The organism is Allokutzneria sp. A3M-2-11 16 (genome assembly GCF_024213555.1).
Taxonomy (GTDB): domain Bacteria; phylum Actinomycetota; class Actinomycetes; order Mycobacteriales; family Pseudonocardiaceae; genus Allokutzneria.
In genome coordinates, this window is sequence record NZ_JANAVO010000001.1 from 1,300,096 (window position 1) to 1,324,479 (window position 24,384).

At 68.5% G+C, this 24,384-nt stretch carries 25 protein-coding genes and 3 tRNA genes; 3 read left to right on the top strand and 25 right to left on the bottom strand.

Features of this window, described 5'->3' with window-relative positions:
* Window position 1: 1 nt before the first annotated feature.
* The 3 genes from rpoB to NLX83_RS06490 all read right to left on the bottom strand — a co-directional run bounded on the left by rpoB (window position 2) and on the right by NLX83_RS06490 (window position 5,170).
* Window positions 2–3,493, bottom strand: a complete 3,492-nt coding sequence (gene rpoB, locus NLX83_RS06480; protein WP_254233932.1) for a DNA-directed RNA polymerase subunit beta — start codon at window positions 3,491–3,493, stop codon at window positions 2–4.
* A gap of 458 nt (window positions 3,494–3,951) precedes the next feature.
* Window positions 3,952–4,332: a hypothetical protein gene (locus tag NLX83_RS06485; RefSeq protein ID WP_254233933.1), complete on the bottom strand. Its 381-nt coding sequence runs from the start codon at window positions 4,330–4,332 to the stop codon at window positions 3,952–3,954.
* A 1-nt stretch (window position 4,333) separates the two neighbouring features.
* Window positions 4,334–5,170, bottom strand: coding sequence for a hypothetical protein (locus NLX83_RS06490; protein WP_254233934.1), 837 nt, complete (start codon window positions 5,168–5,170; stop codon window positions 4,334–4,336).
* A 214-nt stretch (window positions 5,171–5,384) separates the two neighbouring features.
* On the opposite strand from NLX83_RS06490, the gene NLX83_RS06495 reads away from it, so the two are divergent.
* On the top strand, window positions 5,385–5,624 hold the full coding sequence (locus NLX83_RS06495; RefSeq protein ID WP_254233935.1) for a hypothetical protein: 240 nt from the start codon (window positions 5,385–5,387) through the stop codon (window positions 5,622–5,624).
* A gap of 6 nt (window positions 5,625–5,630) precedes the next feature.
* On the opposite strand, the gene NLX83_RS06500 is transcribed toward NLX83_RS06495, so the two are convergent.
* The 13 genes from NLX83_RS06500 to rplJ all read right to left on the bottom strand — a co-directional run bounded on the left by NLX83_RS06500 (window position 5,631) and on the right by rplJ (window position 17,906).
* Entirely contained in the window at window positions 5,631–6,374 is a 744-nt protein-coding gene (locus tag NLX83_RS06500) for a hypothetical protein (protein WP_254233936.1), read from the bottom strand.
* Window positions 6,371–6,898 (bottom strand): hypothetical protein, encoded by a 528-nt coding sequence (locus tag NLX83_RS06505; protein ID WP_254233937.1) that lies wholly within the window; start codon window positions 6,896–6,898, stop codon window positions 6,371–6,373. Before NLX83_RS06505 ends, NLX83_RS06500 begins: the two co-directional genes overlap by 4 nt.
* A 30-nt stretch (window positions 6,899–6,928) precedes the next feature.
* Complete coding sequence (locus NLX83_RS06510; RefSeq protein WP_254233938.1) at window positions 6,929–8,191, bottom strand: MCE family protein; 1,263 nt, start codon at window positions 8,189–8,191, stop codon at window positions 6,929–6,931.
* On the bottom strand, window positions 8,192–9,340 hold the full coding sequence (locus tag NLX83_RS06515) for an MCE family protein (protein ID WP_254233939.1): 1,149 nt from the start codon (window positions 9,338–9,340) through the stop codon (window positions 8,192–8,194).
* The gene (locus NLX83_RS06520) at window positions 9,337–10,560 is read right to left on the bottom strand and encodes an MCE family protein (protein WP_254233940.1); all 1,224 of its coding nucleotides are present in this window, start codon (window positions 10,558–10,560) and stop codon (window positions 9,337–9,339) included. The genes NLX83_RS06515 and NLX83_RS06520 overlap by 4 nt, the downstream gene beginning before the upstream one ends.
* On the bottom strand, window positions 10,557–11,540 hold the full coding sequence (locus NLX83_RS06525) for an MCE family protein (protein ID WP_254233941.1): 984 nt from the start codon (window positions 11,538–11,540) through the stop codon (window positions 10,557–10,559). Before NLX83_RS06525 ends, NLX83_RS06520 begins: the two co-directional genes overlap by 4 nt.
* Window positions 11,537–12,559, bottom strand: a complete 1,023-nt coding sequence (locus NLX83_RS06530; protein WP_254233942.1) for an MCE family protein — start codon at window positions 12,557–12,559, stop codon at window positions 11,537–11,539. Before NLX83_RS06530 ends, NLX83_RS06525 begins: the two co-directional genes overlap by 4 nt.
* Window positions 12,556–13,920, bottom strand: a complete 1,365-nt coding sequence (locus NLX83_RS06535) for an MCE family protein (protein ID WP_254233943.1) — start codon at window positions 13,918–13,920, stop codon at window positions 12,556–12,558. The genes NLX83_RS06530 and NLX83_RS06535 overlap by 4 nt, the downstream gene beginning before the upstream one ends.
* A complete protein-coding gene (locus tag NLX83_RS06540; protein ID WP_254236106.1) occupies window positions 13,917–14,705 on the bottom strand; it encodes an MlaE family ABC transporter permease in 789 nt (262 codons plus the stop codon). The genes NLX83_RS06535 and NLX83_RS06540 overlap by 4 nt, the downstream gene beginning before the upstream one ends.
* A 49-nt stretch (window positions 14,706–14,754) precedes the next feature.
* Window positions 14,755–15,486, bottom strand: coding sequence for an MlaE family ABC transporter permease (locus NLX83_RS06545; protein WP_254236107.1), 732 nt, complete (start codon window positions 15,484–15,486; stop codon window positions 14,755–14,757).
* A 53-nt stretch (window positions 15,487–15,539) separates the two neighbouring features.
* Window positions 15,540–16,682 carry an ABC transporter ATP-binding protein gene (locus NLX83_RS06550; protein ID WP_254233944.1) on the bottom strand — a complete coding sequence of 381 codons (1,143 nt, stop codon included), beginning with the start codon at window positions 16,680–16,682 and terminating at the stop codon, window positions 15,540–15,542.
* Window positions 16,683–16,907: 225 nt separating this feature from the next.
* Entirely contained in the window at window positions 16,908–17,291 is a 384-nt protein-coding gene (rplL, locus tag NLX83_RS06555) for a 50S ribosomal protein L7/L12 (RefSeq protein WP_254233945.1), read from the bottom strand.
* A gap of 69 nt (window positions 17,292–17,360) precedes the next feature.
* Window positions 17,361–17,906 (bottom strand): 50S ribosomal protein L10, encoded by a 546-nt coding sequence (gene rplJ / locus NLX83_RS06560; protein ID WP_254233946.1) that lies wholly within the window; start codon window positions 17,904–17,906, stop codon window positions 17,361–17,363.
* Between the two features lie 348 nt (window positions 17,907–18,254).
* Between rplJ and NLX83_RS06565 the strand changes: the two genes are divergently transcribed.
* On the top strand, window positions 18,255–18,818 hold the full coding sequence (locus NLX83_RS06565; protein ID WP_254233947.1) for a hypothetical protein: 564 nt from the start codon (window positions 18,255–18,257) through the stop codon (window positions 18,816–18,818).
* An 87-nt stretch (window positions 18,819–18,905) separates the two neighbouring features.
* Here the strand turns inward: NLX83_RS06565 and rplA are convergent, their stop codons facing one another.
* From rplA to NLX83_RS06585, 4 genes are all read right to left on the bottom strand, one after another.
* Window positions 18,906–19,622, bottom strand: a complete 717-nt coding sequence (gene rplA, locus NLX83_RS06570) for a 50S ribosomal protein L1 (protein ID WP_254233948.1) — start codon at window positions 19,620–19,622, stop codon at window positions 18,906–18,908.
* An 86-nt stretch (window positions 19,623–19,708) separates the two neighbouring features.
* On the bottom strand, window positions 19,709–20,503 hold the full coding sequence (gene nusG / locus NLX83_RS06575; protein ID WP_254233949.1) for a transcription termination/antitermination protein NusG: 795 nt from the start codon (window positions 20,501–20,503) through the stop codon (window positions 19,709–19,711).
* Window positions 20,504–20,700: 197 nt separating this feature from the next.
* Window positions 20,701–21,093 carry a preprotein translocase subunit SecE gene (gene secE / locus NLX83_RS06580; protein ID WP_254233950.1) on the bottom strand — a complete coding sequence of 131 codons (393 nt, stop codon included), beginning with the start codon at window positions 21,091–21,093 and terminating at the stop codon, window positions 20,701–20,703.
* 36 nt (window positions 21,094–21,129) lie between these two features.
* Window positions 21,130–21,202, bottom strand: a tRNA-Trp gene (locus tag NLX83_RS06585).
* Window positions 21,203–21,394: 192 nt separating this feature from the next.
* Here NLX83_RS06585 and NLX83_RS06590 point away from each other — a divergent pair.
* Window positions 21,395–22,648 (top strand): pyridoxal phosphate-dependent aminotransferase, encoded by a 1,254-nt coding sequence (locus tag NLX83_RS06590; protein ID WP_254233951.1) that lies wholly within the window; start codon window positions 21,395–21,397, stop codon window positions 22,646–22,648.
* 73 nt (window positions 22,649–22,721) lie between these two features.
* Here the strand turns inward: NLX83_RS06590 and NLX83_RS06595 are convergent, their stop codons facing one another.
* The 5 genes from NLX83_RS06595 to NLX83_RS06615 all read right to left on the bottom strand — a co-directional run bounded on the left by NLX83_RS06595 (window position 22,722) and on the right by NLX83_RS06615 (window position 24,320).
* Window positions 22,722–23,162, bottom strand: coding sequence for a MaoC/PaaZ C-terminal domain-containing protein (locus tag NLX83_RS06595; RefSeq protein ID WP_254233952.1), 441 nt, complete (start codon window positions 23,160–23,162; stop codon window positions 22,722–22,724).
* Window positions 23,159–23,620, bottom strand: a complete 462-nt coding sequence (locus NLX83_RS06600) for a MaoC family dehydratase N-terminal domain-containing protein (protein WP_254233953.1) — start codon at window positions 23,618–23,620, stop codon at window positions 23,159–23,161. The genes NLX83_RS06595 and NLX83_RS06600 overlap by 4 nt, the downstream gene beginning before the upstream one ends.
* Before the next feature lie 109 nt (window positions 23,621–23,729).
* Window positions 23,730–23,894: a 50S ribosomal protein L33 gene (gene rpmG / locus NLX83_RS06605; protein WP_025361417.1), complete on the bottom strand. Its 165-nt coding sequence runs from the start codon at window positions 23,892–23,894 to the stop codon at window positions 23,730–23,732.
* Between the two features lie 202 nt (window positions 23,895–24,096).
* Window positions 24,097–24,169 (bottom strand) — tRNA-Met (locus tag NLX83_RS06610).
* A 78-nt stretch (window positions 24,170–24,247) separates the two neighbouring features.
* Window positions 24,248–24,320 (bottom strand) — tRNA-Thr (locus NLX83_RS06615).
* Window positions 24,321–24,384: the final 64 nt, after the last annotated feature.

A 24,384-nucleotide genomic window follows, 5' to 3' on the forward strand; every position in this document is an offset into this window, starting at 1 on the left:
GTCAGTTCATGACGTCGTCGACGGACGGCGACTCGACCCTGGACAGGTTGATTCCGAGGTTCGCGGCTGCGCGCTCGAGGTCCTCGTCATCGGTGTCGCGCATCTCGATGGCGGCACCGTCGCTGGAGAGCACCTCGACGTTCAGGCACAGCGACTGGAGCTCCTTGAGGAGCACCTTGAACGACTCCGGGATACCCGGCTCGGGGATGTTGTCGCCCTTGACGATGGCCTCGTAGACCTTCACGCGGCCGATCACGTCGTCGGACTTGATCGTCAGCAGCTCCTGGAGCGTGTACGCCGCTCCGTAGGCCTGCATCGCCCAGCACTCCATCTCACCGAAGCGCTGGCCACCGAACTGGGCCTTACCGCCGAGCGGCTGCTGGGTGATCATCGAGTACGGACCGGTGGAGCGGGCGTGGATCTTGTCGTCCACCAGGTGCAGCAGCTTGAGGATGTACATGTAACCGATGGCGGTCGGGTACGGGTACGGCTCACCGCTGCGGCCGTCGAAGAGCTGCGCCTTGCCGTCGCCGCCGACCATCCGCTCGCCGTCCCGGTTGGGGCGGGTCGAGGACAGCAGACCGGTGATCTCCTCCTCGCGGGCACCGTCGAACACCGGGGTGGCGGTGTTCGTGCCGGGCTCGACCTGGAGCAGTTCCTCGGGCATGCGCGTTGCCCAGTCCGGATCGCCGTTGATGCTCCAGCCCTGCTGGGCGATCCACCCGAGGTGGATCTCCAGGATCTGGCCGATGTTCATCCGGCGGGGCACACCGTGGGTATTAAGCACCACGTCGACGGGGGTGCCGTCGGCGAGGAACGGCATGTCCTCGACGGGGAGGATCTTGCCGATGACGCCCTTGTTGCCGTGCCGTCCGGCGAGCTTGTCGCCGTCCTGGATCTTGCGCTTCTGCGCCACGTAGACCCGGACCAGCTCGTTCACGCCGGGGGGCAGCTCGTCGTCGTCCTCACGGCTGAACACCCGGATGCCGATGACCTTGCCGGTCTCGCCGTGCGGGACCTTCAGCGAGGTGTCGCGCACCTCGCGGGCCTTCTCGCCGAAGATGGCGCGCAGCAGGCGCTCCTCGGGGGTCAGCTCGGTCTCGCCCTTGGGCGTGACCTTGCCGACGAGGATGTCGCCGTCGCGCACCTCGGCGCCGATCCGGATGATGCCGCGCTCGTCGAGGTCGGCGAGCACGTCCTCGGAGACGTTCGGGATGTCCCGGGTGATCTCCTCGGCACCGAGCTTGGTGTCGCGCGCGTCGATCTCGTGCTCCTCGATGTGGATCGAGGTGAGCACGTCGTCCTGCACGAGGCGCTGCGACAGGATGATCGCGTCCTCGTAGTTGTGGCCTTCCCACGGCATGATCGCGACGAGCAGGTTCTTGCCCAGCGCCATCTCGCCGTTCTGGGTGCACGGGCCGTCCGCGATGACCTGGCCGACCTCGACCCGGTCACCCTCGTTCACGATGGGCTTCTGGTTGATGCAGGTGCCCTGGTTGGAACGGCGGAACTTGTGCAGCCGGTAGGTCTGCCGGGTGCCGTCGTCGGCCATCACCGTGGCGTAGTCGGCGCACAGCTCCTCGACCACACCGGCCTTCTCCGCGACGACCACGTCACCGGCGTCGACCGCGGCGCGCAGCTCCATGCCGGTGCCGACCAGCGGGGACTCGCTGCGCAGCAGCGGCACCGCCTGCCGCTGCATGTTGGCGCCCATCAGCGCGCGGTTGGCGTCGTCGTGCTCGAGGAACGGGATCATCGCGGTGGCGACGGAGACCATCTGCCGCGGCGAGACGTCCATGTAGTCGACGCCCTGCGGGGTGACGAGGTCGACCTCGCCGCCCTTGCGGCGGATGAGGACGCGCTCCTCGGAGAAGTTGCCGTCGGCGTCGAGCACGGCGTTCGCCTGCGCGATGACGTGCCGGTCCTCCTCGTCCGCGGTCAGGTAGTCGATCTGGTCGGTGACCTGACCGTCGGTGACCTTGCGGTACGGCGTCTCGATGAACCCGAACGGGTTGACCCGGCCGAAGGACGCGAGCGAGCCGATCAGGCCGATGTTCGGGCCTTCCGGCGTCTCGATCGGGCACATCCGGCCGTAGTGCGAGGAGTGGACGTCGCGCACCTCGAAGCCCGCGCGCTCACGGGAGAGACCACCGGGACCCAGCGCGGACAGGCGGCGCTTGTGGGTCAAGCCCGCGAGCGGGTTGGTCTGGTCCATGAACTGCGACAGCTGGGAGGTCCCGAAGAACTCCTTGATCGCCGCGACGACCGGGCGGATGTTGATCAGGGTCTGCGGCGTGATCGCCTCGACGTCCTGGGTGGTCATCCGCTCCCGGACCACGCGCTCCATCCTGGACAGACCCACGCGGATCTGGTTCTGGATGAGCTCGCCGACGGTGCGCAGGCGGCGGTTGCCGAAGTGGTCGATGTCGTCGACCTCGACCGGCACCTCGACGGTCGCCTCGCCCTTGCCGACCGACATCTTCACCTCGCCCGCGTGCAGGCGCACGAGGTACTCGATGGTGGTGACGATGTCTTCCTCGGTCAGCACGCCGGTGGTGAACGGCATGTTGGTGCCGATCTTCTTGTTCACCTTGTAGCGGCCGACCTTGGCCAGGTCGTAGCGCTTCTCCTTGAAGAACAGGTTCTCCAGGAGGGTCTGCGCGCTCTCCTTGGTCGGCGGCTCGCCCGGGCGGAGCTTGCGGTAGATGTCCAGCAGGGCCTCGTCCTGGCCCGCGGTGTGGTCCTTCTCCAGCGTCTGCATGAGCGTCTCGCTGAAGCCGAACCGCTCGCGGATGGCCTCGGTGGTCCAGCCGAGCGCCTTGAGCAGCACGGTGACCGGCTGACGGCGCTTGCGGTCGATGCGCACACCGACGGTGTCGCGCTTGTCGACGTCGAACTCCAGCCAGGCACCCCGGCTGGGGATGATCTTGACGCTGTAGACGTCCTTCTCCGTCGTCTTGTCGATCGCGTGATCGAAGTAGACGCCCGGGGAGCGCACGAGCTGGGAGACCACGACCCGCTCGGTGCCGTTGATGACGAAGGTGCCCTTGTCGGTCATCCGCGGGAAGTCACCCATGAACACCGTCTGGCTCTTGATCTCGCCAGTGGTGTGGTTGGTGAACTCCGCGGTGACGAACAAGGGCGCCGCGTAGGTCATGTCCTTGTCCTTGCACTCCTCCACGGAGGCCTTGACCTCGTCAAAGCGCGGGTCGGAGAAGGACAGCGACATCGAGCCGGAGAAGTCCTCGATCGGGGAGATCTCGTTGAGGACCTCCTCAAGACCGCCGACGGGGTTCTCGTCACCAGCGTCGATACGTCGCTGGAACCAGTCATCGGCGCCGATGAGCCACTCGAAAGACTGGGTTTGCAGAGCCAGGAGGTCGGGAACCTCCAGCGGCTCACGAATCTTCGCGAACGAGACCCTCTTGGGCGCTCCAGGGATCCCCGACGTGGAGTTGGTCGCAGTGGCCTTGGTCGCGCGGGAGACTGCCAAGATGCGTCCTTCCAGGGACTGTTGCTAGCTTGAGCTGCGCGAGGCAGCCGATCTAGCACAGTTGTCAAGAGGTGCGGTAGTGCCCTGAGATCCTAAGCCCCGGGGTAGGGCGCGGAGAAAGAGGGCAGCGCAAAGGGGCAGTCTAGCCACGCGAACGGCGACTGTCGAGTGGGACCGGCCAGAAGAACCGCCCACTGCTCACGGACAGAGTGACCTCAACGCGACCATCCGTCAAGGTGCCACGCGTTGATCACTCCCCTGGCGCAAAGCGCTCTCACCAGCCGTAACCGGGGGCAAGCGCGATCACCGGCGAAAACGCACGAAGAGCGGGCCCTCGCCCCCTGGCCAGGAGCATCGGGACAGAGTATGGCGAACGCCACATCGGCATCGCCAACCAGGGGTCTTTACAAATGGCCCAAGTCACGTTTTCCAGCGCCGAACGGTCGGCGGGAGACCGCTCAGCGCAGGTACGTGGTCGGTGGCCAGTCCTCGTCGTCGATCGGCTCCGGTCGCGGGGCTGGACGCGCGGGGCGACGCACGTCCTCGGCACGCACCTCGTCCAGGTACGCCTCGCCGCGAGCGGCGTGCTCTTCCCGTTCCGCCTCCGAGAGCCCTCCGTACCACTGCATGAAGTCGGCTGACCGCGCGCTGACGACCTCTTCATAGGCGGACGACATCATCAGCTTCCGGATGTCGCCGCGGCCGGAAAGCACGTCGGTTGCCAGATCTCTCAGCTCCGGCCCAGCCGCGCCGGTCGCCATCTGCTCCAAGCCCTGCCGGAGCACCTTGGCCAGCGCTGGATCATCTGTGAGTCCACTCAACGGGTCGGACTGCGCCACATCACACCCCCGGGTGCCGATAGTCGCTCACGGGCATCCGCAGCGCGGTGAAAGCGGGATCGTTCACCATGGCCTGCATCACGCCGATCGAACCGTGCACCGCGTTCTGCACGTTCGTGGTCATCCTCGTGATGTCACCCCACAAGCTGATGATCTTGGCGCACTGGAGTGCGCCCAACGCCATGCCCGCGAACACCCCGATGCCAGTCGCGGCGAGGAAGGGGGCGACGCACAGCGTGAGCGCCAGGACAGTGAGGCGGTCGACGATCCCTTTCAGAATGTCCGCGGTGGCCTTGGCGAAGTGCCACACGGTCTCTGCTACGAGCATGTACTCCCGGTGCAGCTTCTCCAGCGCCGTTGCCTGTGATTCAAGTGCCCGGATCGTGTAGTCGAAGTACCCGAAAGCAGCTTCAGCGGCCTTCCCGTCCCAGCGCGCATCGACTGCCTGCAGACCTTGCCGAAGATTGCTCGCCGTTGCCTGGGAGTACTTGCTCAATGCCTGCCAGGCTCCGGCGCAACGCGCATAACCTTCCCAGTTACCGACGAGCAACTTCGTCAGCGCTTCGAGGGGGTTGAATTTGGTGGTCAGCTCGATCGCCTTGTTCATCCATACCGTAGGGCTGACCAGGTCGGTGAAGTCGTTGAAGAGCTGGGCCGGGTCGGTGAACTCGGTTGGCTTGGGAGGCGGCACCAGGTGTCGGGCCGGGTCTTCTCGGTCTCCCCTCGGCGCGGCCGGTCCTGGGAGCGCCGGGCTCACCGGCTGGGAACGAGGGTGCGCTGCGTCGGGATAGGTCGCGTCGAGACGCCTCGCGGTCGCTTCGTCGAGGCGCTGGTACAAGCTCGCTGCCGCACCGAGACCGCCCGCAGCCGCGACTAGCACCTGCTGACCTCGGTCCAGGTTCGCGCGGACTCTGGGCAGAATCGTGCTGTGACCTGACAGAGCTTTCTGGAAGAGCGCAGCCGTCGAAAAGCTCTCACTGGAAATTTCGCAGCGCCGAGGAAAGCACGAATCCACCGGCTCCGGCCTCAATCAGACGTCGGCTGTGGGTTCGATGGTTTTCGGCATTGCCGGAATCGTCATGACCATGCTCGCGCTGTCCGATCCGACCGACGTCGGAAGCACTGTCACCGTCATCGCGATGAGCGCGGTGTGGATCGCCGGTGGCTACTTCGGCGCCCTCGCGCGCTGGAGCGAGTCGGACGAGGACCTTTCGAAGCACTCGGCCATCGCCGGGGTACTCACTCTGTCCGGTATCGCCGTCGGCCTCGTGCTGGACTGGCTGCTCACCTGATCCCGCTCAGCGGAGGACGATGTCGCTGATCCGCCAGCGGCCGTCGACGCGCTCGGTGGTGAGGGTGACCTGGACCGGCACGTCCTCGCGGTAGTCGTCGACCTGGCGCAGCGTGTGGTGGTCGGCGAAGACCAGCACCAGCGCGCGGTCGCCCTCGATCGACTTCACCCCGATCTGGCGAATCGTCGTGGTCAGCACGATCTTGCGCTCCGGCGCGATCTTGCGGATCTCGGCCATGAGGACCTGGTACTGCTCCACCGCCTTGCCGACGAGCACGTCCTTCGCGAGCCGCTCCGACTTGCCCATGTCCGCGTAGTCCAGCGAGAACAGCGACTGGGTTGCCGTGCTGATCTGGCCGGTGACCTCGGTGGTGACGCCGGTGTCGACCAGGGCCCGGTTGTCGACGCCGCTCTCGGCGCGCTCGTTGGCCGTCTGCGTGGCGAACCAGACGGCGAGCGCGGCGAAGAGGACGGCGACGGCGGTCAACAGCGCGGGCAGCTGCCACCAGGGGCGTTCCTGGGCCACTGCCTCCGGTTCGTCCTCTGGTTCCGGCTCGGGCTCAGGGTCGGGTTCGGCCTGCTTCGCGCGGGGCTCGGGTGCCGAGTCGATCACCGGAGGCGCGACGACCTCCTCCTCGACGACCGTGTCCTCGACGAGGGGCTCGGGACGCGGGTCGGGGCGCTTCCTCGTCCCGGCGACCTGCCGCTTGCGCGGGGTGGACGTGGGGCGGGAACGGCGGGGCGGGGTCACGAGGCACCTCCGGCCACCTTGATCGGGGCGAGCGCGTTGAGCTTCCAGCCGGTGTCGGTCTTGGTCAGCTCCGCGAGGAAGCGGAAGCGCAGCGGCTCCGCGGGCTGGCCGTCGAGGCTCACCATGCGCTCGACCACGCTCATCACCGTCGCCTTGCCCGCGCGGGTGTCCAGCGAGGTCACCGCCGCGTCGAGCACCTTGGCGGTGCTGACCTGCTTGAGCTGTTCGAGCTCCTTGCGCGCCCGGTCCTTGTCCGCGACGAAGTCCGCCTGGAGCGCCCCGGTGGACACCTCCTGCCAGCGCGCGATCATCGCGTCGAAGTTGCGGTAGTCGAGGGTGTTGAAGTTGACGATCGCCTGCTGGCCCGCGGTGGAGACCGCTTCGCGCTCCTTGGCGAACTCGACCGACTCATCACCAGAGAGCCACAACCAGCCCACCCCGAACCAGGCGGCGGCCAGCACCGCGGCGGCGGCGAGGCCCGCGGTGGTCCACAGCACCACGCGTGGCGGCTGCTTGTCGTCCATATCGCTCCAGGGTAGGCGGGTGATGCGGCCTCAGCCGGGTAGGCCGAACAGCTGGCCGAGACTGGTCGGGCTGTTCAGCCCGACCGGTTTGAGCAGGTCGAGAAGGCTGCCGGGCTGCTGGACGACCTGCGTCGACGACACCCCTCCGGTCCCGAGGCCCGGCGCGGGCGGCGGGGTCACCGGCCTGCCGCCGTAGGGCGCGTTCTGCGCCCCGCGCACGGTGACCGGGCTGCCGGGGCCCTCCGCGCAGTAAGCCTGCGTGTTGAGCGGGGCGGCCGAGGTGTCCCCGCCGGTGCGCCGCTTGGTCTTCTCGTAGCCCTTCACGCATGCGGGCGGGTCGAAGAAGTTCAGTGCCAGTCCGAAGTGCGCGGTTCCGTCGCCCGGGGCCACGGTGAACGCTCCGCCGACCACCATCGGATACGTCACCAGCAGCTGTTCGATGCCGTTCTTGCGCGGCAGCGCCACGTTGGCCGTGGTGAGGAGGTTCGCGATCGTCTCCGACAGGCCCTGGCCGGATTCCTTGATCAGGCCGCTGACCTGCTGGGCGGCTCCCGGCGCCGCGGTGATCAGATTGCGCAGGTCCGGGTCGGAGGTCTTGAGCTGGTCGGCGATCAGCCGCAGGTCACGGCTGAAGTCGGTGATCGCGGAACCCTTGGCGGCCTGCGTGTCCAGCACGGTGCGGCCGTCGCGCAGCAGCTGCAACGTCTGCGGCAGGTGTCGCACGGCGTCGCCGGTGAACGAACGCGTGGTGTCGATGAGGCGTTGAAGATCCTGCCCGCGCCCGTCGAAGGCGGTGCCGAGCTGGTCGACCACGGTGCGCAGCGAATCGGTCGGAACCGATGACGCGAGGCTGTCGAGGTTGCCCAGCAGCGACTGCACGGGCAGCGGGGTCTTGCTCTGCTCACGGCGGATCACCGAGCCCTCCGCGAGGAACGGTCCCGCTTCGGACTTCGGGCGCAGGTCCACGTACTGCTCGCCGACGGCCGACCGGTTGGTCACGACGGCTTCGACATCGGTGGGGATCGGCGCGGAGGACGAGTCGATGTCCAGCTGCACCTCGACCCCGTCCGCGGTCAACCGCAGCGGTCCGACGCGCCCCACCGCGACACCGCGATAGGTGACCTCGGCGTTGGTGAAGATGCCACCAGCGTCGGCCAGCTCCATCGTCACCACGTAGCCGCGCGGGCCGAAGAGGCGGTCCAGTCCGGCGTACCGGGCGCCCGCGTAGCTGACGCCCACCAGTGCGATGAGCACGAAACCGATGAGCTGGAGCCTTGCCCTGCGGGTCAACATCTAGCGCCCACCCCCGAGGAGTCCGCCGAGCAGGCCACCGAGGGCCCCGCCCGGCTGGGCGGTCTGCCCCGGTAGCTGCAGGGGCAGCCGGGGAAGCGGGTTGCCCTGCTGACCGCCGAGCCCGGGGATCGGCAGCTGGATCAGCGGCTGCCGCGACCGGCCCAGGTTGTCCAGGATGTTGCCGAGGTCGAGGTCGAGCTTGGCGTAGAGGTTGGTGTAGTCGCCCTTGATCCCGGCCACCGCGGCGTCCGGGAAGGGGAAGGTCAGCAGCAGCTCGAAGGACTTCGGCAGGTCCGTGCCCGCCTCCGCCAGCTTCTTCAGCGTCGGCGTGAGCGCCTTCAGGTCGGCGATCAGGTCGTCCCTGCTGCGTTTGACCACGTCGGTGGCGACCCCGGAGAGCTTGTCCAGCCCCTTGAGCATCCCCACCAGCTGTTCGCGCTGGTCGGCGAGGACCTTGATGCCCGGCGACAGGTCCTTGAGCGCGGTCTCGATGTTGCCGCGCTGCCCGGCCAGCGTGGACGACAGGCGGTTCACACCGTCCAGCGCCCTGGTGATCTCGTTGCGGTGCCCGTCGAGGCCCTTCACCAGCGTGTTCACATTGCCCAGCAGGGAGCGCAGCTGCGGCTCGTTGCCGGACATCGCGGCGTTGAGCTCCTTGGTGATGTCCTGGAGCTTCGCCACCCCGCCGCCGTTGAGCAGCATCGACAGCGCGCCGAAGACCTCTTCGACCTCGGGGTTGCGGTTGGTCCGCTCGATCGGGATCTGCGCGCCGTTGACCAACCTCCCGGTCTCGCGGCCCTTGGGCGGCGCGGCCAGTTCGACGAACTTCTCGCCCAGCAGGCTGGACTGGCGCAGGCGGGCATCGGCGTTTCCCGGCAGCACCACATCGCCGTTGACCGACACCGTGACCAGCGCGGTCCAGCCGTCCGGGGCGAGCTCGACGCCCTCCACCCGGCCGACCGGAACGTCGTTGACCTTCACCGCGGCCTGCGGGACCAGGTCGAGGACATCCCGGAACTGGACTTTCACCTGGTACGGGCGGTCACCGAGGTCCGCGCCGCCGGGGAGCGGCACGTCGTAGAGCCCGCCGAACCCACAGCCGCCGAGGCTCAGCAGCGCGGCGATGACGAGCGCGATCCGGCGCTTCATCGGCCACCTCCGGCAGGAGGCTGCGCAGGGGTCGCCGGAGTGCCGCCGCGGGCGGACGGGGACAGCAACGGCACGGGCAGCGTGGGCGCGCGGCCCTGCTGGAGCGCCTGGATCACCTCGGCGACGCTGGGCAGCTTCACCGCGCCGTTCACCACCGGTGCGAGCTTGTCGCAGGTGTCGGCGAGCAACTGCGGGAGCTGCTTCGGCGTGGTCTGCCGGACCAGCTTGCAGATCAGCACGATCGGCGGCTCGGTCAGCTCGTTGAGGTGGGCGCGCGTGTCCAGCGTTCCCGACGACCCGTTGTAGGCGTTCTGCAGGTTGCCAAGGGCGAGCGGGCCGACGTCGAGCACCTCGGCGAGCGCGGCGCGCTGGTCGACGAGGACCCTGGTGATCCCGCCCAGTTTGTCCACATTGGACTTGAGCTTGTCCCGGTTGTCCTTGATGAACCCGTCGACGGCGGTCAGCGCCAGCGCCAGTTCCCGCAGCGACGCACCGAGGTTCTGCCGTTCCTCGGCGAGGAACTTGCCGACGTCGGCGACCTGGTCGGTGAACCGCCGCACCTGCCCGTCGTTGCGGGCCAGCATGGAGGTGAACTTCTGCAGCCCGTCCACGGTGCCGAACAGGTCCTCGCGCGAGCCGGAGAGCGTTTCCGTTGCGGCACCGAGGTTTCTGATGGTGTCGCCGAGCTTCTTCCCGTTGCCGTCGAGGTTCTTGGCCGCGGTGTCCAGCAGGTCCGAGAGCGCCCCGTTCGCGTTGGCGCCCTTGGGTCCCAACGCCGTGGTGAGCTTGTCCAGGCTGGCGTAGACGTCGTCCAGCTCGACGGGCGTCGCGGTGCGCTCGCGCGGGATCACCGCTCCGTCAGCCAGCTTGTCGCCGCCGGTGTAGGCGGGCGCGAGCTGGAGGTAGCGGTCGCTGACCACGGCCGGGTTCACGACGAGCGCCTGCGCGGTCGCCGGGATGTCGACGTCGTCGTCGACCCGGAAGTCGACCTTCACCACCCGGCCCAGCGGCTCGACCTTCTCGACCTGGCCGACGCGGACGCCGAGCACGCGGACGTCGCCGCCCGGATAGACACCGACACCGGCGGAGAAGTACGCGGTGACGCGTTTCCCCGGTGTACCAAGGAAAACGAACCAGATGCCCGCGGTGATGACCAGTGCGACGACGCAGAGGAAGGCGACCGGCCTGGCGAGATCGCGGCTCCGCGCGGAAGTGCTCATGGGCGGCACCCCTCCGGGTTGATCGGGCCGATCGACGGCGGCAGCAGCCCGCAGATGTAGGTGTCGAACCAGCGCCCGTTGCCGAGGGTGTTGGCGAAGACGCGGACGAACGGCGCCATCAGCTGGATGCTCTTGCTGAGGCTCTCCTGGTTGCGGTTGAGCATCGTGGTGACCCGCTCCAGCTGCTCCAGCGCGGGCCGCAGCTGGGCCTTGTTGTCCACCACCAGACCCTGGAGCTCCTTGGACAGCTTCTGCGTCCCGGTCAACAGGTTCCTGATGGCGTCACGCCGTTTGCGGATCTCTTCCAGCAGTTTGTTGCCGTCGCCGAGCAGCTTCTCGAACTCGGCGTTGCGATCGGAGACGGTCTTGCTGAGCTGGTTGGTGTTGCGCAGCAGGGTGGCCAGCTGCTGATCCCGCGTGGAGATCGTCTTCGACAGCGCGGACAACCCGTCCAGCGCGCCCCTGACCTCGCCCGGGGTGTCGCGGAAGGTGTCGGAGATGACCCGGAAGCTCTTGGCGAGCTGGTCGGTGTCGATCTCGGTGAGCGTGGTGGCCAGCCCGGTGAACGCCTCGGTCACGTCGTAGGGGGCGATGGTGCGCTCGCGCGGGATCGCCTGGCTCGGCCGCAGTTCCCGCTCCCCCTGCGGGTCGAGCGAGAGGAACTTCTGGCCCAGCAACGTCTTGATCTTGATGGCGGCCGAGGTGCGGTCGCCGACCCAGGCGTCGCCGACCCGGAAGGACACCAGCACGTGGTCGCCCTCCAGTTCGACGCCGGTGACCTTGCCGACCTTCACCCCGGCGACGCGCACCTCGTCGCCGTCGCGCAGCCCCCCGGCCTCGGAGAAGTGCGCGCGGTAGGAGGTGCCGCCGCCGATGATCGGCAGGTCCTCGGCGAAGAACGCGGCCAGCAGGCCGAGCAGCAGCACCACCAGCCCGGAGGCGCCGACGGCGACGGGGTTGCGCTCGCGGAACGGCTTCACCGGCGACACCTCGGCTGCGTCGGCGGCAGGACCGGCACGCCGACCTTGCCGACCACGGGCAGCGCGACCTCACCGGAAGCCCCGCACAGGAAGAAGTTGAACCACGAGCCGTAGGTCGCGGTGCGGGCGATCGTCTCCAGCTTGTTCGGCATCCGCTGGAGCACGCCCTCGACGATGTCGTTGCTGTCGGCGAGGTTCTTGGACACCTTGCCGAGCTCGGCGATGTCGTTGCGCAGCGGCGCCCGCGCGTCGGTCAGCAGTCCCGCCGTGGTGCCGGTGAGATCGGCGAGCGCGCTGACCGCCTCGCCGATCGGTTCCCGGTCCTTGGCGAGCCCGGACACCAACTGCTGCAAGGAGATCACGAGCCCGGACAGCTGCGCGTCGCGCTGGTTGACGGTGCCGAGCACGGTGTTGAGGTTGCCGATGACCTCGCCGATCACCTTGTCCTTGCTCGCGATCGTCGAGGTCAGCGATGCCGTGTGGGCCAACAGGCTCTGCACCGTGCCGCCCTCGCCCTGGAGCACCTGGACGATCTCGTAGGACAGCTTGTTCACATCGGCCGGGTTGAGCGCCTGGAACAGCGGCTTGAACCCGTTGAACAGCGAGGTCAGGTCCAGCGCGGGCCGCGTGCGCTCCAGCGGGATCGTCGCGCCCGCCGCCAAGTCCCCGGCACCGCCCGCACCGCGCTCCAACGCGATGTAGCGCTGGCCGACCAGGTTGCGGTACTTGATCGTCGCGGTGACCGACTCGGGCAGCTTCTTGCCCGCGGTGACGGAGAAGCGCACCTCGGCGAGCCTGCGGTCCACGACGCTCACGCCGCGCACCTCCCCGACCCGGACCCCGGCGATGCGCACGTCGTCGCCCTCGTTGACCGAGGTGGCGTCGACGAACCTGGCGCTGTACTCCGTGGCTCCGCGCAGGTCCACGTTGGCGATCGTGACGGCCAGCAACCCGGTCGCGAGCACGGTGACCGTGGCGAAGATGATCAACTTCGTCAGCGGTCCGGCGAGTCCCCTCACTTCAGCGTCACCTCCGCCCCTCGGAACATCGGTCCGAGCAGGATGCTGCCCCACCCTGGCACCTGCTGCGGCGCGCGACCCATCGACGGGGCCAGCAGAGCGGAGAGGTAGCGCTGCTCCGCCGGGGAGTTCGCCAGCCCCAGCTCCTGCCCCCGGGGCGCCGAGGTCGCGGAGGCCGGGATGACGTTGCCGTTCTCGTCGATCTCACCGGTGGGCAGCAGCCCGTCACTGGCGTTGCGCGGCGGCGTCGGCGGCTTCGACCCGTCCTTCACCGGCCCCTCCGGTGGGTACTGCGGGAACGGTTCCGGCCGCGGCTGGATGTCGTAGCAACGCGGTCCCCGCTTGTCGGCGTACTCCGGCTCGTCCTGGTTGGGCACGTACTTCCCGCGGTTGGCGGTGATCTCCAGGGTGATGTGCAGGCCGGGCTCGTCGGTGCCCTGGCCGAACGCCTTGCTCAGCCGCGGCTGCAGCTCGGCGAGGCTCTTGAGCAGGCAGGGGTACTCCGGCGCGTACTTGCCGAGCAGCTCCAGCAACGGCCTGCTGGACTTCGCGAGGCCGATGATGTTGTTGCGGTTGGCCGAGAGGAAGCCGCCGAGATCCGCCGACGCCGCGTCGACCGTGCTGTAGAGCGTCCGCAGGTTGGCGCGCTGTTCCACCAGGGTCTTGCTGGTGACCGTGAGATCGGCCAGCGCCTGCAACAGATCCGGCGCGGCCTTGTCGTAGACCGCGCTGACGTCGGCGAGCTTGCTGATGTCCGCCTTGAGATCCGGCAGCGCCGGGTTCAGCTGCCGCACCAGGTCGTTGAGCTCCACAAGGGACTCGCCGAGCGGTTTTCCCCTGCCCTGCAAGGCAGTCGACAGCGATCCGAGCGTGCTCGCGAGCTTCTGCGGCTGCACAGCCTGCAACACGGGCATGAGGTTGGACAGCACCCGCTCCAGCTCCACGGCCGAGCTCGACGTGTCCTGCGCGATCACGTCCCCGGCCGCGAGATGCTCGCCGTTCGGCCGCTGCGGCGGCACCAAAGCGACGTAGCGCTCGCCGAACAGCGTCTTCGGCAGCAGGCGCGCGGTGACGCCACGGGGAATGATGTCGACCTTGTCGCGGTGCAGAGCCAACTCCAGCTCCGCGCCGTCGCCCCGGCTCGTGACCCGGCGAACCTCTCCGACGAGGACACCGTGCACCTTCACGTCGGACTCGGTGAGCAGCTGGTTGCCCGCCCGGTCCGTGCGCAGTGACACGACGACGTCCGAGCTGAACGCGTTGCGGTAGATCGCCACGGTCACGGTCAGGAACAGCGCGATGATCGCCAGCAGGGCCACTCCGAGCAGCCGCTGGCGCACCTTCGACAGTGAGGCCCTCATCCGACGATCCTCACCGTCGTGGTCGTACCCCAGATCGCCAGGCTGAGGAAGAAGTCCAGCAGCGCGGTGGTGACGATCGCCGTCCGCACCGCCCGGCCGACCGCGACGCCGACGCCCGCGGGGCCACCGGAGGCGCGGTAGCCGTAGTAGCAGTGGGTCATGATGATCACCACGCTGAAGACCAGGACCTTCAGGAACGACCACAGCACGTCTTCCGGTGGCAGGAAGAGGTTGAAGTAGTGGTCGTAGGTGCCCGCCGACTGGCCGTAGAAGTTCACCGTGACCGTCCGCGCGGCCACGTACGAGGTGAGCAGGCCGATCACGTAGAGCGGGATCACCGCGACGAAGCCCGCGATGATCCGCGTGGTGACCAGGTACGGCAGGCTCGGGATGCCCATGACCTCCAAGGCGTCGATCTCCTCGGAGATCCGCATCGCGCCGAGCTGCGCGGTGAACCCGGACCCGACCGTTGCCGACAGCGCCAGTCCCGCGACCAGCGGGGCGATCTCGCGGGTGTTGAAGTAGGCCGAGATGAACCCGGCGAAGGCCGAGGTGCCGATCTGGTTCAGCGCCGCGTAGCCCTGGAGCCCGACCACGGTCCCGGTGAACAGGGTCAGCCCGATCATCACGCCGATGGTGCCGCCGATGACCGCGAGCGCCCCGCTGCCGAAGCTCACCTCGGCCAGCAGCCGCAGCGTCTCCCTGGTGTAGCGGCGCAGCGCCCTCGGCACCCACGCCAGCGCGCGCAGGTAGAACCACATCTGGTCGCCGAGCTGGTCCAGCATGGCCAGCGGCCGGTTGGCGGCCCGTTTCGCGCGGTCGGAGATGGTCACGTCACATCCCCTTCGCCGGAACGAGTTGCAGGTACAGCGTGGTCAGCACGAAGTTCACGAAGAACAGCAGCAGGAACGTGATCACCACGGCCTGGTTCACCGCGTCGCCGACGCCCTTGGGGCCGCCCTTCGGGTTGAGGCCGCGATGGGCCGCGACGATGCCCGCGATGAAGCCGAACACCACCGCCTTGATCTCGCTGATCCACAGGTCCGGCAGCTGGGCGAGCGCGGAGAAGCTCGCCAGGTAGGCGCCGGGCGTGCCGTCCTGCAAGATCACGTTGAAGAAGTAGCCGCCGAGCACGCCGACCACGCTGACCATGCCGTTGAGCAGCAACGCGATCAGCATCGCGGCCAGCACCCTCGGCACGACCAGGCGCTGGATCGGTGAGACGCCGAGGACCTCCATGGCGTCGATCTCGTCGCGGATCTTGCGCGAGCCCAGGTCCGCGCAGATCGCCGACCCGCCAGCGCCCGCGATCAGCAGCGCGGTCACGATCGGGCTGGCCTGCTGGATCACCGCGAGCACGCTGGCCGCGCCGGTGAAGGACTGCGCGCCGAGCTGCTTGGTCAGCGACCCGAGCTGGAGCGCGATCACCGCGCCGAACGGGATGGCCACCAGCGCGGTCGGCAGGATCGTGACGCTGGCGATGAACCAGCACTGCTGGATGAACTCGCGCACCTGGAACGGCCGCCTGAACACGGCCCTGGTGGTGTCCAGGCCCAGCGCGAACATCCGGCCGGTCTCCCGCAGCGCCCCGGCTCCGGGGAAGGACGGGTTCGCCTGGGTCACGTCCGCTCACCCCGCTCCCAGCCGATGTCCCGCGGCGCGTTGCGCGGGTACGGCGTCGGCCGCGAGTCGAACGAGGTCGGCAGCGCCATCGGCCGCGTCTGCTCCTGGGGCGCGGTCGTGGCGTAGAGGCCGAACCGCGCGCGCTCCTCGTCGGTCAGGCTGGCGATGATCGCCTCGCGCGCGACCGGCGGCAGCGTGTGCAGGACACCCATCACCCGCTGCTTCCTGCGGTCCGCGGCGCGGCGCACCGGCAACCCCGGCGACGGCTGGATCTGCGGCACGATGCCGGTTCCCCCGCCGCCCTTCGGCCCGCCGAGCACGTCGGCCCCGCGGTTGGCCCGCAGCTCGGCGAGCTCGGCGGCGGCCTGCGCGGCGTCCTTCTCCTCGCTCATCCCGATCGGCCCCTGCCTGCGGCCGTTGAGGAACTGCTCGACGACGGGCTCCGTCGAGGTCAGCAGCACCTCGCGCGGCCCGAACATGACCAGCTCGCGGCGGAACAGCATGCCGATGTTGTCCGGCACGGTGCGCGCGGTGCCGATGTCGTGGGTGACGATCAGGAAGGTGGCGTCGATCTGCGCGTTCAGGTCGACGATCAGCTGGTTGAGGTAGGCAACGCGCACCGGGTCGAGGCCGGAGTCCGGCTCGTCGAACAGGATGATCTCCGGGTCCAGCACCAGGGCGCGGGCCAGGCCGGCGCGCTTGCGCATGCCGCCGGAGATCTCACCGGGCAGCTTCTTCTCGGCCCCGATGAGGCCGACCATCTCCATCTTCTCCAGCACGATCCGCCGGACCTCGGCCTCGGTCTTGCGGGTGTGCTCGCGCAGCGGGAAGGCGATGTTGTCGAAGAGGTCCATCGAGCCGAACAGGGCGCCGTCCTGGAACAGCACGCCGAAGAGCTTGCGGGTCTCGTAGAGCTTGTGCTCGGAACAGCGGCAGATGTCGACGCCGTTGATCACGACCTTGCCGCGCTCGGGGCGGAGCAGGCCGACCAAGGACTTCAGGAACACCGACTTCCCGGTGCCCGACGGCCCCAGCAGAACGCTGATCTCCCCGGGCGGGAGGTTCAGCGTGACGTCCTGCCAGATGGTCTGTTTCCCGAAGGACTTGGACAGGCCCTCGACGACCACCTCGACGCCCATCGCACCTCCTGCTCGCCACCGCCGCCCCGGTGAGGGGAGACATGAAAGCAGACGCCGAGGCGATCGGCGTCACACTCGAACAACGAGCCTGTACGGCGGAAGTTACTGCCCAGTTCGCCAGGTGGTCACGGCTGGATAACGGGCCGGGCATGACAGTGGGGCAGGTCCTGCGAACAGGACCTGCCCCACTGTGTCAGTTCTCATCCGCGGCTCACGCCGCGAAGATCACTTGATGGAGACGGCGGCGCCGGCGGCGACCAGCTTCTCCTTGGCGGCCTCGGCGGCCTCCTTGTTGACGCCCTCGAGGATGGCCTTCGGCGCGCCCTCGACCAGCTCCTTGGCCTCCTTGAGGCCCAGGCCGGTGACGACCTCGCGGACGACCTTGATGACCTGGATCTTCTTGTCGCCCGCGGAGTCGAGGACGACGTTGAACTCGGTCTGCTCCTCGGCGGCCTCGGCGACGGCGCCGGGGGCGGCGGCGGCAACGGCGACCGGCGCGGCGGCGGTGACCTCGAACTTGTCCTCGAACGCCTTCACGAACTCGGAGAGCTCGAGCAGGGTCATCTCACCGAAAACGTCCAACAGCTCGTCGGTGCTGAGCTTCGCCATGGTGGCGGTTTCCTTTCCTTACGTGCGCCGTTGGTGTTGCTACGCGCGGGCGCGGAATGTGGGGGTAGGTCAGCTCTCGTCCGCAGGCGCGGCGTCGCCGGCGGCGGCGCGCTTGTCCTGCAGGGCGGCTGCCAGGCGGGCCACCTGCGAGGCCGGGGCGGCGAACAGCCCGGCGGCCTTGGTGAGGTTGCCCTTCATCGCGCCCGCCAGCTTGGCGAGCAGGACCTCACGGGAGTCGAGGTCCGCGATCTGGTTGACCTCGTCGACGGACAAGGGACGGCCATCCATGTAGCCGCCCTTGATGACAAGGGCCTTGTTGTCCTTCGCGAAGGTACGAAGCGCCTTCGCGGCGTCCACCGGCTCACCCTTGACGAAGGCGATCGCGGTGGGGCCGACCAGAAGGTCCTCGAGCCCGTCGAAGCCCGCCTCCGAGGCGGCGCGCTTGACGAGGGTGTTCTTCGCGACGGTGTACGCCACGCCGTCGCCGAGGGCGCGCCGCAGCTCGGTGAGCTGCGCCATGGAAAGCCCTCGGTACTCGGTGACGACCGCAGCCGAGCTGCCACGGAACCTGTCCGCGATCTCGGCGACGGCCTCAACCTTTCCAGGCTTCGCCATGGTCGCCTCCTCTCTGCTTCTTCGTCTCAATCCACAGCGAAGAGCGCGGACCGGGGGGTCCACGCCGGAGCAGGCTGGGAGAAACGAAGAAGCCCCGGCGCAAGGGCACGGGGCTAGCAGATCCGACACGCGCGAGCGCGTCGCAAATCGCCTCGTCCTCCTGCGCGGGCGCCCTCCCGGGCCTTAGTCCTCACCCGCCCGGGGGCAGGAAAGAAAACCAGCGGTCTTCGGTGGAACACGGCAAGCCTACGTCAAGCCCCCGCACGCACCCAAATCGGGGTCTCCCGCCCCGTCGGCTACCGGCAGGTGCCCCGCTGCGGGCACGATGGACGGCAACAGGAGGTGACCGTGTCGCAACCGAGCCAGAAGCCCTTCGAGATCAACGCGAAGGTCAAGACCACCGCGATCAAGGCGGGCAAGTACGTAGGGCTCAAACTGCTCAAGTGGGGCGCCCTGCTGCTCGTGCTGGCCATCGCCTGGTGGTACTTCTTCGGCAGCAGCGGCGGCAACAGCGGGAGCGGGACCAAGTCGAACACCCCGGTCCTTCAAGACTCGCCCTCAGGCACAGTCCGAGCCGTGTACAACTACGCCTCCGCGGGGGTCAGTGACAAGGCCTGCATGTTCTTCAGCGTGGAGGGCGCCGAGCAGTTCGCGAGGAACATGAACGCCGTCAACTGCCTGCAAGCGATGGATGACGTGACCAAGCAGGTGCAAGACCCCATCTCGTACTCCGGCCCGACGATTCCCAAGCAAGCGGTGCTCACCAGCGGATCGAAGTCCGAGATCAGTTCATGCGCCATGGCGATCGCCGGCGGCCCGAAACTGGGCGCGTTCCTCATGCAGCGGCAGCCCGACGGGGGCTGGCAGATCACCGGGCACGAGTCCGAACCCGCGGACTGCATCACCGGCTGATCCCGTCCCGGCTGGATCAAGCGCGGACAGCGAAAAGGCGGTCACCCCCGAGGGGATGACCGCCTTTTCGGCGTCAGTGCGCGACTGTCAGGCGGACGCCTCGTCCGAGAGCAGCGAGCGGGTGCGGTTCGGGTCGACCGGGATGCCGGGGCCCGTGGTGGTGCTGACGGTGACCTTCTTGATGTAGCGGCCCTTGGCGGCGGACGGCTTGGCCCGCAGGATCTCGTCGAGGGCGGCGGCGTAGTTCTCCACCAGCTTCTCGGTGTCGAACGAGGACTTGCCGATCACCAGGTGCAGGTTGGCCTGCTTGTCGACGCGGAAGTTGATCTTTCCGCCCTTGATCTCGTTGACGGCCTTGGTCACGTCCGGGGTGACGGTGCCGGTCTTCGGGTTCGGCATCAGGCCGCGCGGGCCGAGCACGCGGGCGATGCGGCCGACCTTGGCCATCTGGTCCGGGGTGGCGATGGCGGCGTCGAAGTCCAGCCAGCCGCCCTGGATGCGGGCGATCAGCTCGTCCGACCCGACGGCGTCGGCACCGGCGGCCTCGGCCTCGGCGGCCTTGTCGCCGACCGCGAAGACGATGACGCGGGCGGTCTTGCCGGTGCCGTGCGGCAGGTTCACGGTGCCGCGGACCATCTGGTCGGCCTTGCGCGGGTCGACACCGAGGCGCATGGCGACCTCGACGGTGGCGTCCTGCTTGGTGGAGGAGGTCTCCTTGGCCAGGGAGACGGCCTGCAGCGGCGAGTACAGCCGTTCCCGGTCGATCTTCGCCGACGCCTCGCGGTAAGCCTTGCTGCGCTTCATGTTCTGTCCTCAGTTCTGGATCAGTAGTGGTACGAGCCGCGCTGGCTCTCCCACGCTTGCGGTGTTGCCGCCCGGGAAACCCCGGGTCAGATCTTGGAGACCTGGGTGAAGGAGAGCTCGACCGGGGTCTCCCGGCCGAAGATCGACACCAGGACTTTGAGCTTCTGCGCGTCCGGGCTGACCTCGCTGATGGTGGCGGGCAGCGTCGCGAACGGGCCGTCCATGACGGTGACGGACTCGCCGACCTCGAAGTCCACCTCGATGGTGGGCTTGGCCACGCTGGCGGCGGCCTTCTTGCCCGGCTCCGCGGCGGCCTTGTCCTTCTCCACCTGCGGGGCGAGGAACTTGAAGACCTCGTCCAGGGTCAGCGGAGAGGGCTTGGAGGTGGCGCCCACGAACCCGGTGACACCCGGGGTGTTGCGCACCGCGCTCCACGAGGCGTCGTTGAGTTCCATCCGGACCAGGATGTAGCCGGGCAGCACCTTGCGCTGCACCTGCTTGCGCTGGCCGTTCTTGATCTCGGTGACCTCCTCGGTCGGCACCTCGACCTGGAAGATGAAGTCCTCCATGTCGAGGGTCCCGATCCGGGTCTCGAGGTTCGCCTTGACCTTGTTCTCGTAGCCGGCGTAGGAGTGCACGACGTACCAGTCGCCGGGCGCGTGCCGCAGGGCCTCGCGCAGCTCGGCGACGGGGTCCGCGATGGGCTCGTCGATGTCGGCTGCCGAATCGTCGGTGTCCGCGGTGTCCGTGTCGCCGACGGAGTCGCCCTCGGAGTCGTCGCCAACCGGTTCGACGTGCTCGGAGTCACCGTCGCTGCTCGCGGCGTGCACCTGCTCGTCGGACAGGTCGGCCAGCTCCTGGCCGCCGTCGGTGGAGGTCACAGTCGGTCTCGCTTCCTCTCGTACGTCGCGGGTCCGACCGAAGGGGGTCCGACCGGCCGGCCCGGGTTCCGGGCCGGGGCGACGACATGGTCTCGTACACGCCTCGCCCGCACTGGGTTACCTGTGCAGGTTCCCCGCAGTCCCCGCGGTGCGCCACCTGAGCGCGCCGCGCGTCCGGCGACCGGAAGAAACCGGCCCTAGCCGAACAGCCAGAGCACGCCCTGGGCGAGGGCCACGTCCAAGCCCGCGACCAGCCCCACCATGAAGGCGACGAAGACCAGCACCACGGCGGTGTAGGTCACCAGCTGCTTGCGGGTCGGCCAGATGACCTTGCGGAGTTCTGCGACGACCTCGCGGAGGAACCGGCCGAAGCGCTTGAAGGGGTTGCCGCCCTTCTTCTGCTCCTGGCGGTCGCGGGAGGGAGTCGGCTTGCCCTTGGCATCGCCGGTGGAGCTGCCCTCGGCCCGCTTGGCCGCACGACGCGAGGCCGGACGCGCGGAACCGCGGCGCTCACGCCGCGCCGCAGCGGTAACCGGACGGGAAGTGTCGTCAGACCCTTCCGACCGTTCCTGCTCGCTGCGCTCACTCACGCGAACTCCTCGCTTTGCTGACCGACTGCGTCGACGCAGGGGCGACAGGACTTGAACCTGCAACCTGCGGTTTTGGAGACCGCTGCTCTGCCAATTGAGCTACGCCCCTTCGCGGTCGCCCGGAAGATCTCGACCACGTTGGCGAAGCGTACTGCACCGTCCCGCGTGGTTCGCGAGCAGGTGTCGAGAACGCTTCAACGCGTCGAGTCTAGGACACACGGGGCCCGGGACTCCAACCGGTTGCCCTCCCATGAGGTGGGCGGCGTGAAATCCGCTCACCGAGGCGTGCCACGATTCCCCCATGGCTGCCTCCGACGCACCTACCGTCACCAGCGACTCCGTCTCCCCCGCCGCCCGACGCCGCGTGTCCGCCCGAGTGGGCGGGATCGCCGAGTCGGCCACCCTCGCCGTGGACGCCAAGGCCAAGGCGCTCAAGGCTGCAGGCCGCCCCGTGATCGGCTTCGGCGCCGGTGAGCCCGACTTCCCGACGCCCGCCCCGATCGTCGAGGCCGCGACCGCGGCGTGCGCCGAGGCGCGCAACCACCGCTACACCCCGGCCGCCGGCCTTCCCGAGCTGCGCGAGGCCGTCGCGGCGAAGACCGCCAGGGACACCGGCTACCAGGTCAAGCCCAGCCAGGTCCTGATCACCAACGGTGGCAAGCAGGCCGTCTACCAGGCCTTCGCCACGATCGTCGACCCGGGCGACGAGGTGCTGCTGCCCGCTCCGTACTGGACCACCTACCCGGAGGCGATCGGCCTCGCGGGCGGTGTCCCGGTCGAGGTCCAGTCCGACGAGACCACCGGCTACCTGGTGACCGTCGAGCAGCTGGAGGCGGCGCGCACGCCGAAGACCAAGGTGCTGCTGTTCTGCTCGCCGTCGAACCCGACCGGCGCGGTCTACTCCCGCGAGCAGGTCGAGGCGATCGGCCGCTGGGCGGTCGAGCACGGCATCTGGGTGATCACCGACGAGATCTACGAGCACCTGACCTACGACGGCGCCGAGGCGGTGTCCCTGCCGGTCGTGGTGCCCGAGCTGGCCGACACCTGCATCGTGGTCAACGGCGTCGCCAAGACCTACGCGATGACCGGCTGGCGGGTCGGCTGGCTGATCGGCCCGGCCGACGTGATCAAGGCGGCGTCGAACTACCAGTCGCACCTGACCTCCAACGTCTGCAACGTGGCCCAGCGGGCGGCGCTCGCCGCGGTCTCGGGTTCGCTGGACGCGGTCGCGGACATGCGCGCGGCCTTCGACCGGCGCAGGCAGACCATCGTGAAGATGCTCTCCGAGATCCCGGGTGTGAACTGCCCGACGCCGCAGGGCGCGTTCTACGTCTACCCCTCGGTGAAGGGCTTGCTGGGCAAGGAGATCCGGGGCGTGCGGGCGAACACCAGCGTGGAGCTGGCCGCGCTCGTGCTGGAGCACGCCGAGGTCGCGGTCGTGCCCGGTGAGGCGTTCGGCACCCCCGGCTACTTCCGGCTGTCCTACGCGCTCGGCGACGAGGACCTGGTGACCGGGGTGACGCGGATGGCGGAGCTGCTCCGCGAGGCCAAGTAGCCGCTCAGAACACCGAAAGGCCGTTCCGTCCCGTGGAGGGACCGGAACGGCCTTTCGCGTGTCTGCGGCCGGATCAGGCCAGTCGGACGATGGCGTAGCAGCGACCGAAGATCAGCTGCCCCTCGCACTTGGCGTAGACGTCCACCCGCGCGGTGCCGTCGTCGTTGACCAGGCCGACCTTGGCGGTGACGTCGATCGTGGTGCCCGCCTCGTCGTCGGGCACGACCACCGGGCGGCCGAACCGGGCCTGGTAGTCGACGACCGCGGCCGGGTCGCCGACCCAGTCGGTGACGATCTTGGCGACCATGCCCATGGTGAGCAGACCGTGCGCGATGACGCCGGGCAGCCCGGCCTCCTTGGCGCGCTTGTCGCTGTAGTGGATGAAGTTGCAGTCGCTGGAGATGCCGGAGTACCGGATCAGGTCCCTGCGGGTGACCTTGAGCGTCAGCGGCGGCAGCTGGTCGCCCTTGCTGACGTCGGCGGCGCGGCGCAGACCGGTCGTGGTGGTGCTCATGCGTCCTTCCCTTCACCGAGGCCGATGCCGTCGCCACGGACGATGAGGGTGGCGACCACGGTGCCGACCTTCTCGCCCTCCTCGGTCGCGAACTCCGACCGCAGCACGATGTAGTCGTTGCCCGCGCGACTGGTGATGTCGTCGACGTGGGCGCTGGTGGTGAGCCGGTCCCCCGGCCGCACCGGCCGGTGCAGGACGAAGCGCTGGGCCCCGTGCACCATCCGGCTGTAGTCCAGTCCCAGGTCGGGGTCGTCGGTGACAACGTGGTGCGACCGGGTCGCGAGGACGCTCAGGAACGTCGGCGAGGCGACGGAGTCGGGGTGCCCGATCGCCTTGGCGGCCTCGGGGTCCCGGTACACGGGGTTCAGGTCGCTGACGGCGTACGCGAACTCGATGATGTTCTGCCTGCCGACCTCATAGATCCACGGCAGCCGGTACGAACGACCGACGAAAGACATGTTTAGCGCCACGGAGGGGCAGATTACCCGGTCAACGACAACTGCCCCGCACACCGGCGGGGCAGTTGGTCGAGACGGTGAACCGGGCCGCGGGAACGCGGCCGCTGGGTCAGCGGGTCTCCTTGTGGGCCCGGTGGGTCCCGCAGTTCGGGCAGAACTTCTTGATCTCGAGGCGGTCGGGGTCGTTCCGCCGGTTCTTGCGGGTGATGTAGTTGCGGTGCTTGCACTCCTCGCACGCCAACGTGATCTTAGGGCGAACATCAGTCGCGGCCACGGGGTGCCTCTCTCTCCATCAGTACATCCCCACAACAAGCAGGGTGATCCAAGGTTCCCACCAGGATAAGTGGGACTCCGGGGTGGGACTCCCGGGGGTCCGGGGGCCGGCCCCCCGGCTGGGGTCTGGGGGCTTGGCCCCCAGTGTGATGGCGATTCGAGCCCGGTCCGCGCTTTCCGCGAACAGGGATCGACCACTCGAGTAGCGGTGGCCGGACTTGAACCGGCGACACAGCGATTATGAGCCGCTTGCTCTACCACCTGAGCTACACCGCTTCGTACGACTCGCGCCGTACCTTTTACGTGAGTAAGCCGCGCTGCCAGCTGAACTGAGCATCGCGGCTGTTCTCACCGAGCCCCAAAACGGAATCGAACCGTTGACCTTCTCCTTACCATGGAGACGCTCTGCCGACTGAGCTATTGGGGCCTGTCTGGCGAAGCAAGAGGAACCTTACACACCCTTGGCGCGCCGACAAAATCCGGGGGTCCGA

Excerpts from the sequence above, each read along its gene's own strand:
- NLX83_RS06545 (WP_254236107.1), bottom strand. The coding sequence starts at position 15,486 with ATGTTCGCGCTGGGCCTGGACACCACCAGGGCCGTGTTCAGGCGGCCG.
- rplL (WP_254233945.1), bottom strand. The coding sequence starts at position 17,291 with ATGGCGAAGCTCAGCACCGACGAGCTGTTGGACGTTTTCGGTGAGATG.
- NLX83_RS06595 (WP_254233952.1), bottom strand. The coding sequence starts at position 23,162 with ATGAGCACCACCACGACCGGTCTGCGCCGCGCCGCCGACGTCAGCAAG.
- rplJ (WP_254233946.1), bottom strand. The coding sequence starts at position 17,906 with ATGGCGAAGCCTGGAAAGGTTGAGGCCGTCGCCGAGATCGCGGACAGG.
- NLX83_RS06495 (WP_254233935.1), top strand. The coding sequence starts at position 5,385 with ATGGTTTTCGGCATTGCCGGAATCGTCATGACCATGCTCGCGCTGTCC.
- NLX83_RS06600 (WP_254233953.1), bottom strand. The coding sequence starts at position 23,620 with ATGTCTTTCGTCGGTCGTTCGTACCGGCTGCCGTGGATCTATGAGGTC.
- NLX83_RS06505 (WP_254233937.1), bottom strand. The coding sequence starts at position 6,898 with ATGGACGACAAGCAGCCGCCACGCGTGGTGCTGTGGACCACCGCGGGC.
- NLX83_RS06590 (WP_254233951.1), top strand. The coding sequence starts at position 21,395 with ATGGCTGCCTCCGACGCACCTACCGTCACCAGCGACTCCGTCTCCCCC.
- NLX83_RS06520 (WP_254233940.1), bottom strand. The coding sequence starts at position 10,560 with ATGAGCACTTCCGCGCGGAGCCGCGATCTCGCCAGGCCGGTCGCCTTC.
- NLX83_RS06550 (WP_254233944.1), bottom strand. The coding sequence starts at position 16,682 with ATGGGCGTCGAGGTGGTCGTCGAGGGCCTGTCCAAGTCCTTCGGGAAA.
- rplA (WP_254233948.1), bottom strand. The coding sequence starts at position 19,622 with ATGAAGCGCAGCAAGGCTTACCGCGAGGCGTCGGCGAAGATCGACCGG.
- NLX83_RS06510 (WP_254233938.1), bottom strand. The coding sequence starts at position 8,191 with ATGTTGACCCGCAGGGCAAGGCTCCAGCTCATCGGTTTCGTGCTCATC.
- NLX83_RS06515 (WP_254233939.1), bottom strand. The coding sequence starts at position 9,340 with ATGAAGCGCCGGATCGCGCTCGTCATCGCCGCGCTGCTGAGCCTCGGC.
- NLX83_RS06535 (WP_254233943.1), bottom strand. The coding sequence starts at position 13,920 with ATGAGGGCCTCACTGTCGAAGGTGCGCCAGCGGCTGCTCGGAGTGGCC.
- NLX83_RS06540 (WP_254236106.1), bottom strand. The coding sequence starts at position 14,705 with ATGCTGGACCAGCTCGGCGACCAGATGTGGTTCTACCTGCGCGCGCTG.